At 41.9% G+C, this 20,106-nt stretch carries 11 protein-coding genes; 1 reads left to right on the plus strand and 10 read right to left on the minus strand.

The annotated features are described in order from the left end of the window. Positions 1 to 55: 55 nt before the first annotated feature. The 9 genes from L4D78_RS23825 to pepN form a co-directional block, all read right to left on the minus strand. A complete protein-coding gene (locus L4D78_RS23825) occupies positions 56 to 2,188 on the minus strand; it encodes a DUF3466 family protein (protein WP_428469237.1) in 2,133 nt (710 codons plus the stop codon). Then, positions 2,188 to 4,110, minus strand: coding sequence for an ATP-binding cassette ATPase Uup (gene uup, locus L4D78_RS23830; protein ID WP_428469238.1), 1,923 nt, complete (start codon positions 4,108 to 4,110; stop codon positions 2,188 to 2,190). Before uup ends, L4D78_RS23825 begins: the two co-directional genes overlap by 1 nt. Beyond that, positions 4,097 to 4,354, minus strand: a complete 258-nt coding sequence (locus L4D78_RS23835) for a glutaredoxin family protein (RefSeq protein WP_428469239.1) — start codon at positions 4,352 to 4,354, stop codon at positions 4,097 to 4,099. Before L4D78_RS23835 ends, uup begins: the two co-directional genes overlap by 14 nt. Next, on the minus strand, positions 4,355 to 6,493 hold the full coding sequence (gene rlmKL, locus L4D78_RS23840; RefSeq protein WP_428469240.1) for a bifunctional 23S rRNA (guanine(2069)-N(7))-methyltransferase RlmK/23S rRNA (guanine(2445)-N(2))-methyltransferase RlmL: 2,139 nt from the start codon (positions 6,491 to 6,493) through the stop codon (positions 4,355 to 4,357). Between the two features lie 938 nt (positions 6,494 to 7,431). Next, the gene (locus L4D78_RS23845; RefSeq protein WP_428469241.1) at positions 7,432 to 7,980 is read right to left on the minus strand and encodes a cell division protein ZapC; all 549 of its coding nucleotides are present in this window, start codon (positions 7,978 to 7,980) and stop codon (positions 7,432 to 7,434) included. 248 nt (positions 7,981 to 8,228) lie between these two features. Further along, positions 8,229 to 9,239 carry a quinone-dependent dihydroorotate dehydrogenase gene (pyrD, locus tag L4D78_RS23850; RefSeq protein WP_428469242.1) on the minus strand — a complete coding sequence of 337 codons (1,011 nt, stop codon included), beginning with the start codon at positions 9,237 to 9,239 and terminating at the stop codon, positions 8,229 to 8,231. A 303-nt stretch (positions 9,240 to 9,542) separates the two neighbouring features. Beyond that, positions 9,543 to 14,372: an NAD-glutamate dehydrogenase gene (locus L4D78_RS23855; RefSeq protein ID WP_428469243.1), complete on the minus strand. Its 4,830-nt coding sequence runs from the start codon at positions 14,370 to 14,372 to the stop codon at positions 9,543 to 9,545. Positions 14,373 to 14,786: 414 nt separating this feature from the next. After that, positions 14,787 to 15,008: a DUF2835 domain-containing protein gene (locus L4D78_RS23860; RefSeq protein WP_428469244.1), complete on the minus strand. Its 222-nt coding sequence runs from the start codon at positions 15,006 to 15,008 to the stop codon at positions 14,787 to 14,789. A 65-nt stretch (positions 15,009 to 15,073) separates the two neighbouring features. Next, complete coding sequence (gene pepN, locus L4D78_RS23865; RefSeq protein WP_428469245.1) at positions 15,074 to 17,698, minus strand: aminopeptidase N; 2,625 nt, start codon at positions 17,696 to 17,698, stop codon at positions 15,074 to 15,076. Positions 17,699 to 18,101: 403 nt separating this feature from the next. On the opposite strand from pepN, the gene pncB reads away from it, so the two are divergent. Beyond that, positions 18,102 to 19,295 carry a nicotinate phosphoribosyltransferase gene (gene pncB, locus L4D78_RS23870; RefSeq protein WP_428469246.1) on the plus strand — a complete coding sequence of 398 codons (1,194 nt, stop codon included), beginning with the start codon at positions 18,102 to 18,104 and terminating at the stop codon, positions 19,293 to 19,295. 118 nt (positions 19,296 to 19,413) lie between these two features. Here pncB and L4D78_RS23875 read toward each other — a convergent pair whose 3' ends face one another. After that, the gene (locus L4D78_RS23875; protein ID WP_428469247.1) at positions 19,414 to 20,076 is read right to left on the minus strand and encodes a lipocalin-like domain-containing protein; all 663 of its coding nucleotides are present in this window, start codon (positions 20,074 to 20,076) and stop codon (positions 19,414 to 19,416) included. Positions 20,077 to 20,106 lie beyond the last annotated feature (30 nt).

Consider the following 20,106-nt stretch of genomic DNA (forward strand, 5'->3'; position numbering starts at 1 on the left):
AATCAGGCTCACAATTTGTGAGCCTGAATAAAAAATAAGCATTTATGACAAAAAATTACTTACGTCGACGGAACCCTAACCACCCAAGCATTGTCATAGCGAAAATACCAAGTGATGCACCACTACGTTCGATTGTTGTCTCTGCAGCAGGTCGAGCTTGAATTTCACCATCCGGAATTGGAATTAGCTTAACAGCAACTTGTTTTTCAGCACCTGAAGTACCACCAGCACAGAATGATTCGTTGGTAAGGTCATCGTAACCTCCTTCACATTTGAACGCCGTTGCTGAGATAACACCATCATCGGTAATACCCGTTGCTTCTGATATACGGAACGAATTGCTCACACCGTTAGCATCGCCATCGTTGATCAAGTCATCCAGCATCCAAGCCTTGTTAGCCTTAAGCGGAGAACCCGCAATATCACTACCAGCAATGTAGGTGAATGCACGTTGACGGCGGAAACGACCATCTACTTGGTTCACTGACTCTGAATCAATGCGGCCAACAACCTGATCACTGTTATTGATTGCAGATAGGAAACCATTAGAGCCCGCGAAGAAAATCTCAGAATCAATGGCGTTGTCTAAAAACTTCAAGTTGTTTGAATTATTGTTGAAGATAAACATTCTTTCTGCGTAAGAACGGTTTTCCGCAAAATAGTTTTTAGCAACACCGACAACCATATTATTTTGGTTAATATCCGTCGCGATTGAGTAGTTTAGCTTGCGATCACCACTGCCATCTTCAATAGACAGTCCTGGGATGATTTTGCGCGTCCACTGGTTTTCCTCAGCAGCATCACCTACGTTGAAGTTAGGCTCATAAACAGCCGCTCGAACCGCGTAGAAATCTTTGTCGTGGTTATTGATAGACTCTTTATCGATGGAGTCTGTCGTAAAGCCAGCAATCACTGGCTTGCCATCAATCAAGGTGACTGCACGAGCAGATGCCTGAAAAGAACGATCGCCATTACCATCAGGGTCAAGTGCTGAGTACTCGTTACTCTGCCCATCAACACGCTCTGCCAACGGTTGAGCTTCTAACTGCTCATTAGCCCCTACAGTCCAGAATACAGCCTCATTTGCGAAAACAGTAACCTGACACTCTTTTGTATTATAAAAACGTGTAGGGTCGTCAGAGTAAAGCGTTAAGCACTCTTCAAAAATTCGACCGTCGTACCTTGGGTCGCTATCGATATCATCATCAGGTGATTTATCGCGATCCTGCAACTTGCTTGGATTAAACGATGCGCTCCCGACAACGAATAAGTCACCGTTATACTCTACCGCATCCCATGCAAGCGTTTGACCCGCATTTTTAACCATTTCATCAGTATTTAATGAATCTTGGCCTTCGCGCTGTTCATTGTTGTAACCCACCATCGGCTTAAGGCCGTAAGTCGCGCCCGCTAGGTTTACAAAGCCACGTTTATTAAACTGACGCGCATAACGAGAGCCATTGTCAAAGTAAGCACCACTCGTAATACCCAGTTGGTATTCACCTAAGGCGGCTTCACCGATATCATTAACAACACTATTGGTGGATTTATGCTGGCCCGCACTATCGACAATAGTGCCCAACACACCAGCTAGCTCAGCATAGCTATTCTCTTCATCTGCGAAGCTCGATACCGTAGTCATCACATTAGATTGTTCAACCATACCTGTCGCATTGGAGTAATAATTATTAGTCCATGCTTCAAGCTCACGAACTAAACCACCAAGCCCTGTACGGTCTTCGCGCTTTTTATCGTTGTAATACTCACCATAATATTGAGTAAACGCCCAGTTTTCACAGGTGTTTGGTCCAATGTTACGATCACAGTATCTTTCAAGGTCATAAACATCATTAACTTCTTGATAGTTATCTGTAATAAATGCAACTTCATCACGATAATTAATACCATCAGAACCGAAACGACTTTCGCCAAAAACTTGGTAGTCTGTATCACTACATTCTTCAGTAAAACAACTTGTTGTTGACGATGAGCTAAATACCCCCTGGCCATAGAGACGAATATTATCTTGCAGATCACGGGTCACTTCAGGGAAGTATTGGTTATTAGCCACCTCTTTTGAGGCATCTGCCGCATTCACTTCAACAACACGGTATACGGCTGCATTGGCATGCGTAGCACCGGCGATAAGAATCGCCAGTGTCGATAGCTTTAATGTCTTATGTTGCATTAAGATTCCTTTTGCATTGCTTCTAGCTCTTCCCAACGCTCAAATGCTACTTCAAACTCAGCTTCTGCATCAGCTAAGCGGCTCAATACAGCTTCAGTATCATTTTTTACATCTTGGAAGAACGCAGGATCATTAATCTTCTCCTGGATTTCAGCAATTTCGTTTTCCAATTTTTCAATCTTTAACGGCAGATCTTCTAACTCTTTTTGCAGCTTATAAGAAAGCTTCTTAAGGGCTTTAGGTCGGTTAGTCTGTCGCTGCTTATTCTCATCTTTCTTTTTAGCGGCTTCAAATTGAGATGCCTGCTCTTTCGCTATTTGACTTAGCGAGTTAGTACGTTGTTCTTGCGCTTCATGATAACCACCAACGTATTCATCGATAACACCATTACCTTCGAAAATCCAACTTGTTGTGACGGTATTGTCTACAAACTGACGATCATGGCTCACTAATAATAATGTACCCTGATAGTTGGCAAGAATTTCTTCTAAAAGTTCCAAAGTTTCGATATCTAAATCGTTAGTTGGTTCATCAAGTACCAATAAGTTATTAGGCTTAAGGAAAAGCTTTGCCAGTAACAGTCGGTTTTTCTCTCCACCTGAAAGTGCTTTTACCGGTGTGCGCGCACGTCGAGGGTGGAAAAGGAAGTCTTGCAAGTAACCAAGCGCATGACGAGTTCGACCATTCACGGTAACTTCTTGCTTACCGTCAGCAAGGTTATCCATCACTGTTTTTTCTGGGTCTAACACTTCGCGGTATTGGTCAAAATAAGCGACATCGATTTTAGTTCCGCAATGGAAATGACCTTCAGCTTCAAGGTTACCCAGCATGATTTTAAGTAAGGTACTCTTACCACAACCATTTGGACCAATCATTGCGATACGATCGCCACGCATCACATTAAAGCTGAAATCTTTAATGATCGGCTTATCGCCATAACTGTAGCTAATGTTTTCTGCTTCAAATACGATCTTGCCAGAACGCTGAGCATCCTGCAGTTGCATGTCAGCTTTACCAACAACTTCACGGCGCTCGCCTCGCTCTCGGCGTAACTGTTTTAGCGCGCGAACTCGACCTTCATTACGGGTTCGACGTGCTTTAATACCTTGTCGGATCCATACTTCTTCTTGAGCAAGTTTTTTATCAAACTCTGCATTTTGTTCTGCTTCAACGCGAAGCATCTCTTCTTTCGCTTCAAGGTAATGATCGTAATCACCAGGGAAAGACGCTAACTGACCACGATCCAAGTCAACAATGCGTGTCGACATTGAGCGAATGAAAGCACGGTCGTGAGAAATAAAGATAATCGCGCCATTAAACTCTTTAAGGAAACCTTCCAACCATTCAATCGTCGAAACGTCTAAATGGTTTGTTGGCTCATCTAATAGCAGAATGTCAGGGTCACACACCAATGCACGAGCCAATGCGGCTTTACGCTGCCAACCACCCGACAAATCTTTTAATAAGGTGTTTGGATCAAGTTGTAAGTGCTCAAGCACTGACGCAATTTTGCTATCAAACTGCCATGCATTCGCGTGATCAATTTTTTCTTGCGCGCGAGCAAGTTTTGCAAAATTAGAATCCGTTGCTTCATGGGTAATTAAGTCTAAAAGGTGGTGGTACTCTTTCAGAACCTCACCAATTTCAGCCAAACCTTCAGATACGTAATCGAAGACGCTTCCTTCAGAATCACGAGGTGGATCTTGCTCTAATCGTGACACTTTAAGTTCTGATTGACGCTGAATACTGCCATCATCAAGCAGTACCTCACCGGCAATCACCTTCATTAAGGTTGATTTACCCGCACCATTACGACCAACCAAACAAACACGCTCTTTGGTGTGAAGAAGAAACTCTGCTTTATCTAGCAGTGCGTGATCGCCGTACGCTAACTGAGCGTTACTGATTTTAATTAATGCCATTATCGTTTAACCATGCAGCAAGCTGATCGGCATCAAAAGGCCAACCAAGCTCGGAGCTTGTAGAAGAAGAATCGTTTTGTTCAATTGCAAGCACAGGAATTGTGATGCCGTAACGTGAAAAAAGCGCGTCATCAAAGGCTATATCAACCGTTTGAACGCGCTCTTCAACCCCAACCTGTACAAGCAGGCTATAAGCCTGCTCGCATAGGTGACATCCCTGTGTGCTATAAAGCTTTATTAGCACTTAATCTTCCTTGTGGGTAATAATCCAGCAGTTGTGGATCTGCTTATTGCGGCCAAAATCCATTGGCAATGTTTTATCAGAAATATTCTTAGCCTGTAAACCAAGCGATTCCAGTTTCTCGAAGTCCATCTTGAATTGGCGCTTATTATTCGAGAAAACAATTTGTCCTTCAGGACGAAGCATACGCTTAAGGTTTTCCATCAACATGATGTGATCACGCTGAACGTCAAAGCTCTGATTCATTCGCTTAGAGTTTGAGAACGTTGGCGGATCAATAAAGATCAGGTCAAACGTATCGTCAACTTCTTGTAGCCACTGTAAACAGTCTGCTTGAATAAATTCATGCTCGTTCCCTACCTTACCGTTCAGCTCCATATTTTCCTGAGCCCAACGTAAATAGGTATTCGACATATCAACTGTTGTGGTCGATTTCGCACCACCACAAGCGGCATGACAAGATGCAGAGCCGGTATAAGCAAATAAGTTAAGGAAGTCTTTACCTTTTGCCATTTCACCCAGCTTGCGACGAGTAATACGGTGATCAAGGAATAACCCCGTATCAAGGTAATCATAAAGATTAACCTTAAGCTCTACACCGAACTCATTAACTGTCATATGACGTTCAGCACTCGACAGCTTCTGGTATTGGTTCTTACCTTTCTGGCGCTCTCGTACTTTCAAGATTACTTTGTTGTTATCAACACCCGTCACCTGAATGGTTGCACGTAGAATATCCATAATACGACGGCGTGCGGTTTCTTCCGGAACTGTCTTTGGTGCCGCGTATTCTTGAATAATCAGATAATCTTTATACTGATCAATTGCTGCATTGTAGTTAGGCAAATCAGCATCATAAATGCGGTAACATTCAATGCCTTCTTTTTTTGCCCACTTCTTCAACTTGGTAATGTTTTTCTTTAGACGGTTGGCAAAATCAGGGGCAACTTGTTTGTCTTCAAGCTGGCCTTCTTTTTCACCTTCAACCTTCTTAACACCACCGGCAGTAATCAAATAACTTTTAAGGACACAATCTAGTGCGCCGTTACTTAGCTTAAATTGTTTATCCGCACGCATACGTAAACAGCTTAGTAGTTCATTATTTGACGAGTAAATGGCCGCTGTAGAACCTGCAAATGCCAGTTTCAAGCGATTACCAAACTCGGTATACAAAGTGATCAGCTCAGGTGTTGTACCTAAACGCTCACCGTAAGGAGGGTTACATAAAATAGTACCGTTTGAAAATCCTTCAGGTGATGTTAACTGGGTTGCATCGCCATATTCAAAATCAATAAGGTCTTTAACACCCGCACGGCCCGCATTATCACGCGCAATGCTTAATACACGGTGATCCATTTCACGACCAAAGAACTTAGTCTCTAGTTTCGCTGGACCACGACGCGATTTAACCTTCGCTTCAGCGTGGATTTCTAACCAAGCTTCTTTATCAAAGTCTTTGATTGATTCAAAGCCCCAACGTTGACGCTTAATGCCCGGCGCAATGCCGGCCGCAATCATTGCAGCCTCAATCAACAACGTACCTGAGCCACACATAGGATCAAGCAGTGGTTTATCAACGGTCCAGCCAGATTTCATAACGAGCGCAGCAGCATGAGTTTCACGTAACGGTGCTTTACCCGCTTCACTGCGGTAACCACGTTGGTGAAGGCCACTACCCGCCATATCAAGACCAAGCACCCCTTTCTCACCCGATAAACGCATGTGAATACGAAGCTCTGGGCGTTCACGGTCGATACTTGGACGACGAAGATCAGCCTTAGTAAAACAGTCAACGATGGCATCTTTAACCTTCATTGCACCGTACTGGCTGTTTCGAATTTCTCGGTTCGTACCATTAAAGTCAACAATGATACGCGTGTCACTACCGAAGTAGTCAGGCCAATTGATAGCCGTTGCACCAAGGTACAGGTCCATATCGTCACGAACATTAAATTCGCTGAGTACCTGAATAATTCGGGAAGCGGTACGCACCCATAAACAACAGCGGTAGGCCATTGCTTGATCGGCTTTGAAACGTACGCCGGCACTAACAACTTGGATGTTATTTGCGCCAAGTTGTTCTAATTCTTCTGCAAGGAGGTTTTCAAGGCCTCGTGAAGTGATAGCTAGATATTGATTCATGGAGTTCTTTTCGCACTTATGTTGCGATGAATTATAACTGAAAACCCGCTAAATACCTTGCGATAAAAGGATGTTAGCCACGTATTTAGTTAAAAAAGCAGCAATAAGTGGCTAGATGGTCAGTGGCAAGGTGATTAGTTGCTGCTTAACCACAAGAAACTTAATTGTTTATATGTGTAAACAATACATCCAAGCGCTGACTTTGGTGACAATTATTAACTTTAATTTTCTACGCCAACAACGTGGGACTCATTGTTCCCACACGTAAACAATATAAATACATCAATTAAATCAAAATCTTATGTGGAATAAGGTTCCCGTGCACATTAAATACAGGTTAAAGTGAAAAGACATGCCTCTACAAAAGCACAGTAAAAAAAGTCACTGATATTACCTTATTTAATTAAGTCCCATCTGGAAAGTGTTGTTTTTGGACATGGGAATGACGCTACCCTAGCTTGAAGAAAAGGTACGTAAAAATACAAAATGAGGAAAAAACTGATTTTATATAGTATTTAATTGAGATGATTTATGGTGTTTTTTTGCTTTTTAATCCACAAAATAGATAAAAAATAATGTCAAAAAAGTCCAAATAATCTGAGGCAAATCACTTATTTCGCTTAGTAAACACTCAATCAATACCAGTTCGTGGCTTCAAGTAGCAAGAGGCTAAATTAGCTCAACACCGTTAATTAGAGAGCGACAGACACTGTACTATGCACGTTAAGGCAATAACTACACCTGCTCACAGACGCAATACAGGCAGTTAACTGTGCATTAGAGAGATAATTAGTGGCCAGCTGATAATAGGAAAAGTAACAGGGGTAGAATTATTGAGTCTATTTGAACTAAGAAGAGAGAATTCTGGGGGATTGAAAATTGGGGACGAACTGAATACGACGTTGCACTATTATGCAATAGTTTGGCACTAGCTCGCCCTAGCCAACTAAAGCAAAATTGAGTGGTGTGATGTGTTCTTCGTATTGATAAGCTTCTGTGCGGTCATTCATGACTTTAATGACTTCGCAGAATTTCATTTCTTTCGTAGCAGTTAGCGCTAATGGCTCTACATCAGCCAGCATGCACAGGCTTGCACAGCCGCTGTTTTCTACCACTAAGTAGTTTGCCTTTGCACTATCAGTATAAAGCGTAACAATATCAGCTTGGCTTGGTTGATAATCCCCTTCTGATTTCTTAAAAAACCAGCTCTTAGGCATTATCGGCTTATGAAAACGACTTGCTGCTACCGCGGTTAATGCCAACTCCACTTTACGTGGCCCTGAAAGCTCAAGACAAGCAATGCCCTCAAGGAACGTTTGATAAACCGTTGCATCGTCCACTGTAAATGTGGCTTTCGCAAAAGATGAAGGAATAAGATGTTTTGTCGGAATAGCTACACGAAAAACCATGTCATCACCCAGATCTAACATCAAGGCGTCATCCTTTTGGTCGTAATACCACGTCCATGAGTTATTTGGCTTTAACACGTAATCGCTCCAAAATCAGTTCGTTATACAGCTTATCTAACGATTGAAACAAAACTTTAAAAGAATTTTACTGCGAATGCCGTAAATTAAAAGGGGAAAAATATTGGCGCATATACCGCTTAAACGCTGAAAGTTTGACAATATTTGGTCTTTATTCGTTTTGTCATATCTCTTAATACAAAAAAAGTCGGTGCTTGCTTAAGCAAGACACCAACTTTTTCATCGCTAACCGTGTACTAATTCAATTATTAGATGTTAGACACAATGTCTTTAACTAATTTAGGACCGTGGTAGATAAATCCAGAGTAAATTTGTACTAGGCTTGCACCTGCAGCCATCTTTTCACGCGCAGAAACCGCTGAATCAATACCGCCTACCCCAATAATAGGTAATGCGCCATCTAACTCTGCCGCCAGCATGCGAATAACTTCTGTACTGCGATTTTGAAGCGGACGACCACTCAAGCCACCAGCTTCATCACAGTGAGGCATGTCTTTAACCAAAGAGCGATCGAGCGTTGTATTGGTACCAATAACACCGTCAATTTCATTTTTGATCAATGATTCAGCAATTTGCTTAATTTCGTGATCTTCAAGATCTGGCGCGATCTTTAATGTTAGAGGTACATATTTACCATGCTTCTCGGCCAGATCTTTTTGTTTCTCTTTTAACTGAGATAACAAATCATCTAGCATTTCACCATACTGAAGCGAACGAAGCCCTGGTGTATTTGGCGATGAGATGTTTACAACAATGTAATGAGCGTACTGATATACTTTATCCATACAGATCAAGTAATCATCTACCCCTTTTTCAATAGGCGTATCTTTATTCTTACCTATATTAATACCGATTACACCGTCATACTTGGTCTTCTTAACATTTTCAACTAGGTTATCTACACCTAAATTGTTAAAACCAAAGCGGTTAATTATACCTTCTGCAGGAATAACACGGAATAAGCGAGGCTTATCATTGCCCGATTGAGGTCGCGGTGTAACAGTACCAACTTCAACGAAGCCAAATCCCATCGCGCCAAATGCATCAATACATTCGCCGTTTTTATCCAAACCCGCAGCTAAACCTACTGGGTTTTTGAATTTGATGCCCATTACTTCAACAGGACGATCAGGAACGTGCTGACGATAGAAAAGATCGAGAGGAGTGCCAGTAAAGCGAGAAAAGTTCTGAATAGCTAGATCGTGTGCCTTTTCAGCGTCAAGCTGAAAAATAGCAGATCGAGCGAGGCGGTAAATCATTGTACCTCCTTAAAAAAGCCCCGTGTAAACGGGAGAACATTATTCACACTTTGTTAGTGAAATTCAAACGTTATTTTCAAGTTTATTCGTAAAAATAGCCTATATCTTTGTATTTAGTAGCCTAATAGCTAAAATTTAACCTTTATCACAGTTAGACTTACACGCATTAGAACGCAATCGTTTTCATTCCCGTGGCTAAATACATAAAAAAAGGCCATCTAGATTAACTAAATGGCCTACTTATCATCATTTTATGTAATAAACGGTGAACTTATTAACCGTTTTACTACCATTTCATCAGCTTTATGCGACAGAACGGCAATTTAAGTTAAGCAGCATTAATTCACGTAATGCGACTGAGAACTTGGCAAATTCATGCGTTGTACCCACTTTAAATTCCGCTAATACGGTATTCCATCGCTGAATCGCGACTTGATGCTCATCCATCCAGCTTTCTATTAATGCTGTGGCATCCGCGCCTTCTAACCCACTTGTAATAACCGCAGAGGTTAGCTGGCGTTGTTGCCAATCCAGATCTTCACGGAACGATGCACGTGCTAGTGCCTGCCAGTGATTATCGACAGGCTGGTTGTGTACCTGCTTTAAGAACCAGTGAAGTGACAAGTCAGCCCCAACCACAAAATAGACACGAGAGATAAAATCTATATCTTTATCAAGCTCTTTCGCGATTTGTGCAATATCCATTGCTGAATATAAGCTGCTTAAACGCGCAATGTTGTGTGCTAGTTCCGATGGTACACCACTTTGGATCATCGCTTCGGCCTGATCGTTATGCTCTTGCACCTCTTCTATTACAAGGTAACTTTCAAGGTTATCGCGAAGCTTCAGCACAACAGGTTGATAGAAAGAGATCATCTGCTCAATGCCCAACTTACGATCGCGGTTTCGCAGGATCCAACGTGTTGCTCGTCGAAGCATACGGCGACAGCGATATAACACCTCGTATTGTACATCTGCTGATATTTCGTTATCTAACGCCCTAACCTGCTCGAAGAAACTCTCAAAGTTGAACACCTCACGGCTCACTGAGTACGCTGACGATATTTCAGCAACCGTTGAGCCTGTTTCTTCTTGCAGGCGGGTCACGAAGTTACAACCCATCTCATTCGACATTTGATTGGCCAGTGACGTCGCAATCAACTCTTTGCGTAATGGGTGATGCTCCATTTGTGCACGGTATTTTTCCTGAAGCTCTTTCGGGAAATATGCCGGTAGCAGCCGTGCGTGATATGGGTCATTAGCAATTTCATCTGTCACTAACTCTTCTTTCAATACCATCTTGCCATAAGCAACAAGTACCGCCAATTCAGGCCGAGTTAAACCCATTCCTGACTTTTCACGCTCTGCCAATGTGTCATCATCAGGCAAGTACTCGAGTGCGCGATCTAGCTTTCCATGCTTTTCTAAGTGGTGAATAAAGCGGACCTGCTCTTTTAGCAACTGTACTTGCTGCTGCTGAGTCACTGAAATAGACTCGCTCTGACAATACGCATCATCAAGTACGATATCGCCCACTTCATCTTCCATGCGCTGCAGCAGTTCATTACGCTGCTTATAGGTAAGATCACCTGCGGCTACTAGGCTATTCAGTAAGATCTTAATATTGACTTCATTATCTGAGCAATCAACACCACCGACGTTATCAATAAAGTCGGTGTTAACAAGACAACCAGCCTTCGCCAGTTCCACACGGCCCAATTGAGTAAAGCCTAAATTACCGCCTTCTCCAACCACCTTAGCACGCAGTTCACTACCATTTATACGTAGTGCATCATTCGCTCGGTCACCGACATCTGCATGTGTTTCTGTCTGTGATTTAACATAGGTACCAATACCACCGTTCCAAAGCAGATCGACTTCCATGCAAAGGATTAAGCGAATTAGCTCATTTGGCGGCATTGATTGCTTACGAGTCCCCAGCAACTTCTGAATTTGAGGCGTCAGTTTGATCGACTTACTGCGGCGAGAGAAGATCCCGCCCCCTTCAGAGATCTGACTTTGATCGTAATCTTCCCAGCTTGATCGAGGTAGATTAAATAATCGATCTCGCTCTTTCCAGCTAGTGGCTGAATCTGGATTTGGATCAATGAAGATATGCATATGGTTAAACGCGGCCACTAAGCGAATATGCTTAGATAACAACATACCATTACCAAATACATCCCCTGCCATGTCACCAATACCAGCGCAGGTGAAATCAGTCGTTTGGCAGTTAATACCCAGTTCACGGAAATGTCGTTTTACTGATTCCCAACCGCCTTTTGCTGTAATACCCATTTGCTTATGGTCATAACCATTTGAACCACCGGAAGCAAATGCATCGGCTAGCCAGAATTTATAGTCTTCAGAGACTGAGTTCGCCAAATCAGAGAATGTAGCGGTACCTTTATCGGCAGCAACAACCAAATACGGATCATCTTCATCATGACGAACAACATTGGCTGGTGGTATTAAATCACCATCAATGATGTTATCTGTTACGTCGAGTAATGCGCGAATAAAGCGCTTATAACAACGCTGGCCTTCAGCCCAAATTTCTTCACGCGTCGAGAGTTGCGGTTGACGCTTACAAACGAAGCCGCCTTTTGCACCGACAGGTACAATAACGGTATTTTTAACTTGTTGTGCTTTGACTAAGCCCAGAATTTCAGTACGGAAATCTTCTTGTCTATCTGACCAACGTAACCCACCACGTGCAACTTTACCGCCACGTAGGTGAACACCTTCAATATCAGGCGCGTAGACAAAAATTTCGAAGAATGGGACAGGTGCTGGGATCTCAGGGATTTCAGATGGTCGCAGTTTTAACGATAGCCAAGGCTTCGGTAAACCATTCTCGTTAAGTTGATAATAGTTAGTACGTTGAGTCGCTAGGATCATATCCATATAGCGACGAATGATACGGTCATCATCAAGGCTTTCGACATGCTCAAGTTTACTGTTTAACTTAGCGATCAAGTCTTGCTCTGCTTTTTCACTGTGTTTCAATGAAGGATCAAAGCGCAAGCTAAATAACTGCACAAGATCTCTCGCTAGATCACTATGGCCAGAGAGTGTCTCTTCAATGTAGTGCTGACTAAATGGGAAACCAACTTGTCGCATATAACGAGCAAAACTACGTAGAATCGTGATTTCACGACCTGTCAGTCCTGCACAAAGCACTAAACGGTTAAAGCCATCACTTTCTATCTCACCATGCCAAATAGCAGAGAATGCTTCTTGGAAGCGATCACGCGCTTCGCTAAGATCGATCCCCGTGCATGCATTATGTAACATGGCAAAATCAAGGATCCAATATACCGTACCACTTGCAGTGATCACTTGGTATGGTGATTCTCCGATAACGCGTAAGCCTAGGTTTTCGAGCATTGGCATTACGTCGGATAAATGAATCGGTTCATCGCGATGGAATAGTTTAAGTTTTACAAATCGAGAGTCAGCGGCTTCCTCTTGAGGGCGATAGAACAACATGCCTAACTTATTGTCTTCACTTAAGCCCTCAAGCTGTTCGATATCTGCCACTGCCGAGCCAGAAAGCATCTGCTCTTTATAGGAGCGAGGAAAGGCACGAGCATAATTTTTTGCCAACAATGTGCCTTGGCTTTCGCCAAAGTTTGCCGTTAAAGACCCACTCAATCTGTCTTCCCACGAAGAGGCCGCTTCAACTAAATTATGCTCAATCGCTTTAACATCAACATCGAAATTATTGTTGTCTACACGCACGATATAATGCGTCCTCGCTAATGGACTTTCAGAGAAGAAAGTGGTGAATTCAACATTTTCAGCTGAACCAAAGTATTCTTTTAAAACCTCTTGCGTCTTACTACGCAACTCGGTGTTATAGCGCTCTTTAGTCACATATACCATGCAAGAGAAAAAACGACCAAATGGGTCACGACGAACAAACAAGCGCAAAAGATCGCGATCCTGCATTTGAACAACACCGCAGCCTACATCCAGCATTTCTTTTTCATTTGCTTGGATCAACTCATCACGAGGGTAAGTTTCGAGTAGGTTATTCAACGCTTTCCATGAATGTGAGCCCGATGGGAAACGGCTTCCTTCAAGGATGCGTGAAACTTTGTCACTGATCAGTGGAATGTTCATCGCCGTTTGGTGATACGCCGTAGATGCGTAAAGACCCGTAAAACGGTGCTCTCCAACCACATTACCGTCTTTATCAAAACGCTTAATGCCGATGTAATCGGTATAAGCTGGGCGGTGAATTTTAGACTTACCATTACTCTTAGTTAAGATAAGTAACTCAGGCTTACGCGCTTCAAGGCGTGCTGATTCTGGTAATTGAGAAAGACGAAGGGTTCTAACTTGTTTTTCTTTGCTGAGTAGCCCTAGCCCCTTCTCTTGGCATGGACGAAGTTCATAATCCCCTTCAATTGGCACTAAGTCATATTGGTGATACCCCATAAATGTGAAGTTATGATGAGTAATCCAATCAAGAAATTCAATCGCTTCTTTACGGTGTTTTTTATTCACCGGAAAGTCCGCTTTCTTAAGGTCTTCAACAATACTCTGCATTTTTGTTTGCATTGATTGCCAATCATTTACGACTAAGTCAATATCTTGCATCACTTGTTCGAGTTCTTGTTTTAGTGATTCAAGTTCTTGTTTGTCGTTTAAACGATCCACTTCTATGTGAAAAAGCGTTTGAAGATCCCCATCTTTACCACAGGCTTCAGAGATCGTGCCTTTATCATCACGCTTAAAGTAGTACGGACCATTCAACATTAAATGACTCGTCATACCTAAACGCGTTAAGGTCATTCGCACCGAATCAACAAGAAATGGTCGGTCTGGTGTTACAATTTCAACGACCGTGTGCGTTGACTGCCAACCATATCGACTCAGCGTCGGGTTATACACTCGAACAGAAATTTGATTTGGTTTATTTTGTACTAGGTGATGCCATAAACTTAGCACAGCACCATAAAGGTCAGATTCATTCCGTTGAAGCAGATCATCATCTGCAAGTTGTCCTAACAATCGTTGAGCAAACACTTCTACTAATGGCTGCTGAGGAGACTCAATCTTATCCTGGATTAAGCCGTACACTTTCTCTAGCAGTACCGGCACTATAGGGTCAGGTGCGGTCATAGCAATGCTCCATCGTTTTATTTTATCAATCAAGTATAGAGTTTTATAAAAATTTCATAGGCAAATTCAAAGAATTTAATCTATGAGATTCTTTCCAGTTGCGATTGCTATTGTAGGGTGTTTTGTTGCGAACTGGTTACGTTAATATCACTGTATGGGAAGGAAAAAATCGAATATGTGACTGAGGTAAAGATTTTGACTGGTCGGATTATCTAAGGACGCTGAAAATAACATCAAACAGTTAACCATACTTTATATGCTGATATAACTATCTATTTTTAAGGTTATTTTTTCTAATCWCAAACAACGATAAAAATAATCGCTACGGCTTTAGGAATGACAGTATATTCTTAATAAACTCACTCGGAATACCCCGTCTACTGAATAATTTGTTAACAAATAGATATCTTATCATTACGCAATTTTTTCTATACCTTGTAAACGGTTATCGGTACTAACCGTTACTCGAAAACGACCTTTTACTCCAAGTTGAGTAAGAAATGGCCTAAATCTTGTCGCAGGTAATTGAAGCTTTAGCCCGTTATCCGTCCGAACAACGACGGTACTTGCAGCGCCTGAGTAATGGTTCAAGAAGTCTTGATAAGATATATATGCTGAAAATGTATAACACTTCATTATTAATTAGCTTGCTCAATATATAAAGGTATAGGGGCAAATGTCCTGCCCCTATAGCGTTAGTTTTAAAGCTCGAGTGCTTTCTGTACTTTTTCAAATAAATCTTTCGCAAGATTATCGAGTTGAGATAGCTTCTCTAGTTCTGCACGCATCATTGCTTGACGTTGTTCATCATACTGACGGTATTTCAGAAACGGTTCAATCAATCGAGACGCAACTTGTGGGTTACTACTATTCAAGGTTGTTAGTATTTCACCAAGAAATTGATAACCCGAACCATCTTTCGCATGAAAATGAATAGGGTTATTCGCACAGAAGCTAGCCACTAAACTACGAGTACGGTTAGGGTTTTTCAGATCAAACGCCGGATGATTCATGGTGTTACGCACATTTTCCATGGCATTTTTTGCTGGGTTTTTACCTTGCAAAATAAACCATTTATCCATAACCAACCCATCGTGGGTCCACTTATCACTGAAGTCGCTCATTTGCGCCTCACGACAAGTTAGCTCAGCATTATTTGCAACAGCCATTGCCGACATTGTATCAGTCATGTTATCGGATTCATGATACYGCTTGCTGACCAAGGCATTACCTTTTTCGGTATTCGCTAAGTAAGATAAGCAAGTATTACGTAAAGCGCGTTTGGCCATTGCCGCATGCTCAACACTGTACAGTCCTTGTGAAAGAGAGTGATAAATCGCACTGAATTCATCGGTCATTTCAGTGGCCAGCACAGCTTCAAATTCACCAACAGCCTTGTGAATAGCATCAACATCGACCATTTCATACCAACCTGCAATCTCATTCTCGCTTGGCAGGGTTAGCATTTCAGCAATGAAGGCCGGGTCTAACTTCTCATCAAGTAATACACCTCGGAAGGCATCAACGACTGAACTTGGCAGTTCAAAGCTTTCTTTCTGCTGTAAGCGCATTACATTTTGTTTAATGTATTTAGCCAGCAATATTTGGCCTGCGTCCCAGCGCGCAAATTCATTACGAGCATGTACCATCAAGAAAGCGAGTTCTTCATCGGTGTAGTCGTATTCAAGTACAACAGGCGCTGAAAACTCACGAAGCATAGAAATAACAGGCTGCTCTGTGATGTTCTCGAACTCAAACACATGCTCTTCTTCTGTGATATTAAGCACATTATGGACAGCATTCCCGTCACACTGTAACGCTATAACCTCACCTTGCTGGTTATAAAGTTCGATATCAAACGGGATATGTAATGGTTGCTTATCTTTCTGCCCTGCGGTTTCAGGTGTATGCTGCTTAATTGTGACGCGGTAACTGTTTTTTTCTGAGAGGTATTCAGTCTCTACATTCACAACTGGCGTACCAGACTGACTATACCAACGACGGAAACGCGCTAAGCAAATACCCGACGCTTCTTCCATTGCTTGTACGAAGTCATCACATGTTGCTGCAGTTCCATCATGACGTTCAAAATAGAGTTTCATACCCGCTTGGAAATTCTCTTCACCCAGTAAGGTATGCATCATTCGAATGACTTCACTGCCCTTCTCATACACAGTTAATGTATAGAAGTTATTCATTTCAATAACTTTGTCAGGACGAATAGGATGTGACATCGGGCCACGATCTTCGGCAAACTGCGGGCCACGCATAATACGCACGTTATTGATTCGGTTGACAGCGCGCGAGCCTAAATCAGATGAGAACTCTTGATCGCGAAATACAGTTAAACCTTCTTTCAAACTTAATTGGAACCAATCACGGCAAGTTACTCGGTTACCTGTCCAGTTATGAAAATACTCGTGACCAATAACAGCTTCTATGCCTTGGTAATCAGTATCTGTTGCCGTTTTAGGGTTCGCCAAAACGTACTTTGAATTAAAGACATTAAGCCCTTTGTTCTCCATTGCCCCCATGTTGAAGAAATCAACAGCGACAATCATATAGATATCAAGATCATACTCTAACCCAAAGCGCTCTTCATCCCACTTCATCGAGTTGATTAATGAGGTCATCGCATAGTCAGCGCGGTCTAGATTGCCTTTATCGACAAAGATTTCCAAATCAACCGACTTACCACTCACTGTGGTGTATTGATCTTTTAATACATCAAAATCACCTGCAACCAAGGCAAACAAATAACTTGGCTTAGGGAATGGGTCTTTCCATTCGACCCAATGACGGCCGTTATCTAAATCACCGCCATCGACACGATTACCATTACTTAACAGGTATGGGTATTGTGCTTTATCAGCAATTACTTTTGTCGTGAAGCGCGCCAACACATCGGGGCGATCCATGTAGTAAGTAATACGACGGAAACCTTCTGCCTCACACTGCGTACAAAATGCACCACCTGATTTATACAAACCTTCTAATAATGTGTTCGCCTCTGGATTAACATCGGTTTCTATTAATAGTTCACACTCTGCCGGAAGGTTATTGATTGTTAAACCAGCTTCACCTTCAACAAAATCAGCCCAAGCTTGTCCATCGACTTCAACGCGAACCAATTTAAGTCCATCACCATCAAGCACTAAAGATGGATTTTGATCGGAAAGTCTTTTTACGGTATTAACTGCCACGACTTTTGTTGCAGTGTCATGAAGATCAAATTCTAATGAAATGTCTGTTATTGTGAACTCTGGTGACTGATAGTCTGAACGGTATTTTACCGTTGGCTGCATTGTTGTTGGTTGTTCGGCCATGTTTATTCCTTATGATTCTGCACTTATTCTTTTCCACACAATGAAGAGAGACTCCCCCCACCGGTGGTTAACCCCATTATTCTGCCTTTATACAAACGTGACAAGAACAACACTTTGATTTGGCGATATATTTCTCATTTCGACCATTGATTGTTGGTTCTTCAATCATTTAATCACGATCATGTTTTTCACTTAATTGTTATTAGCTTACTATATATACGATAAAAAACCGGCAAGGCTATTTATAACGTATAAGCAGGCAATTAAATCTTAAAATTAGCATCAACAACCACACCGCATCTTTGCCACTTTTAAAAAAAACGTCTATTTGACACATTTTGAACCACTGTTGGCCGAAAATGAGGTAAAATCCCCGGATTGCAAAAAACAACTACCACATGTTATGAATCATTTTGGACACATCGGGATTATAGACTCCCTACTTGACACCGACGCATATAAGCTACATATGCAGCAAGCAATCTTTCATCAATATCCCAATATTGAAGCGGTTGCAGAATTCCACTGCAGGAGTCAAGAAGATCTCCGCCCGTACGGCCAACAGATTCAAGACCATATTAATCGTATTGGTGGGTTATCATTCACAGATGAAGAGATCGACTACCTCTCAACGTTGACCTTTTTTCAATCTGATTACCTTGAGTACCTGAAAACATTCAAACTACAGAGTGAACAAGTTCGAGTAGATACGTCAGGCAGCCAACTTGCAATTACCATTGAAGGTAGTTGGATTGATATCATCCTGTGGGAAGTCCCTTTACTGGCCATCATTTGTGAAGTACGCTCTGCCGAATGCTATCCAAATACAAAAACAGAAGAAGCAATCAAACAACTGAAACTGAAACTGGCTGACTTTTATAAAAAGGCAGAGGGAACAGATTTAAGTGGTTTTTCATTGGTTGACTTTGGAACACGTCGTCGTTTTTCGAAAGATGTTCACCATCAGGTTGTTGATTACTTAAAAGCTAATATGCCTGAATTTAAAGGTACGTCTAACTATCACTTAGCTCGTACTCGTCAACTTACCCCTGTTGGCACACAAGCACACGAATGGTTTCAGGCTCATCAGCAACTGTCAGGTGAACTTGCAGATTCACAGCAACTGGCATTAAACCGTTGGCTACAGGCCTACCCCGATTCGTTAGGTATCGCATTAACTGATTGCATTAACATGGATGCATTTTTGCGAGATTTTGATTTACGTCTTTCCGAGCGGTTTGTGGGTCTTCGCCACGACAGTGGTGATCCAATTGCTTGGGGTGAAAAAGCCATTGCCCATTATGAGTCTTTGGGTATTGATCCAAAAACTAAGCTTTTAGTTTTTTCAGATAGCCTAACGCTTGATAAAGCATTAACAATTTACAAGCACTTTGCTCATCGCATTCATACCAGCTTTGGTATTGGTACTCAGTTAACATGCGATCTACCCAATGTTAAAACGCTTAATGTTGTGATCAAACTAACAGAGTGTGAAGGCCGTCCAGTCGCCAAAATTTCCGATGAGCCAGGTAAAAGTATTTGCCAAGATGAAAGCTATTTAACACGGTTACGTCAAGCATTCAAAATTGTTAGCTAGCATCACTTCCTTGATTGAATAGAACTCAATAAAAAAGCTTGTTTACACTCTTTCTAATGAAGAATATAGACAAGCTTTTTTGTGCTCTATGTGTGCTGACGTACTGAAATAACCTGACTTACTCACGCTGCATAATTGCTTCCATTCCAAACTGTTTATTTGATAATGTTAAAGTATCACTACCAAGTAAAAACTGACTATCTTGCTGGCCGTCTTCATAAATTAATACAATACGATCATCTTCGATGAAATAGATGCCACGGTGTTCTTTCTTCTTGCCATTTTTGCCCGATACTTCGGCTGAAAATAAGAAGTCGGGACGTAATGAAATGGCTAACTCAGAAACAACTTCACCCACATCTTTCCCTGTTATCTTTGAAGAACGCCAGTTACCCGGTAAATTTTCAGGTGCGAGCTTCGTAAAACGAGCGCCATCTAAAAGAAATTGGTTATAACTCAACATATAACTATGCTGTTGTTCTGGTTGGCCATGAGATAAAAAAGTAACCGTCGATTCGTCAATATCGTACGTGCCATCCCACTCTTCGACATTCCCATCTACTTGCAATAAACGAATAACAAAGCGGTAGTTTGATTTGAATTTTATATTCATAGCACGATAGCTTTCACCTTCACTATCAACCCCCTCCTCTGTATTACTGAACCAATACCAATCTCCCAGTAGTAAGGGGTAATCAAACTCAGTTAAATCTTCAGCTGACAACTGCGAACTAAATGATGTAAAGAAAAGCGTTATAGCAAGTAAAGTGGATTTCAACATTCGTATTTCCTCAGCACAATTCGAGCATCT

The sequence above is a fragment of the Photobacterium minamisatsumaniensis genome, assembly GCF_050336695.1.
GTDB classification, from domain to species: Bacteria; Pseudomonadota; Gammaproteobacteria; order Enterobacterales; family Vibrionaceae; genus Photobacterium; species Photobacterium minamisatsumaniensis.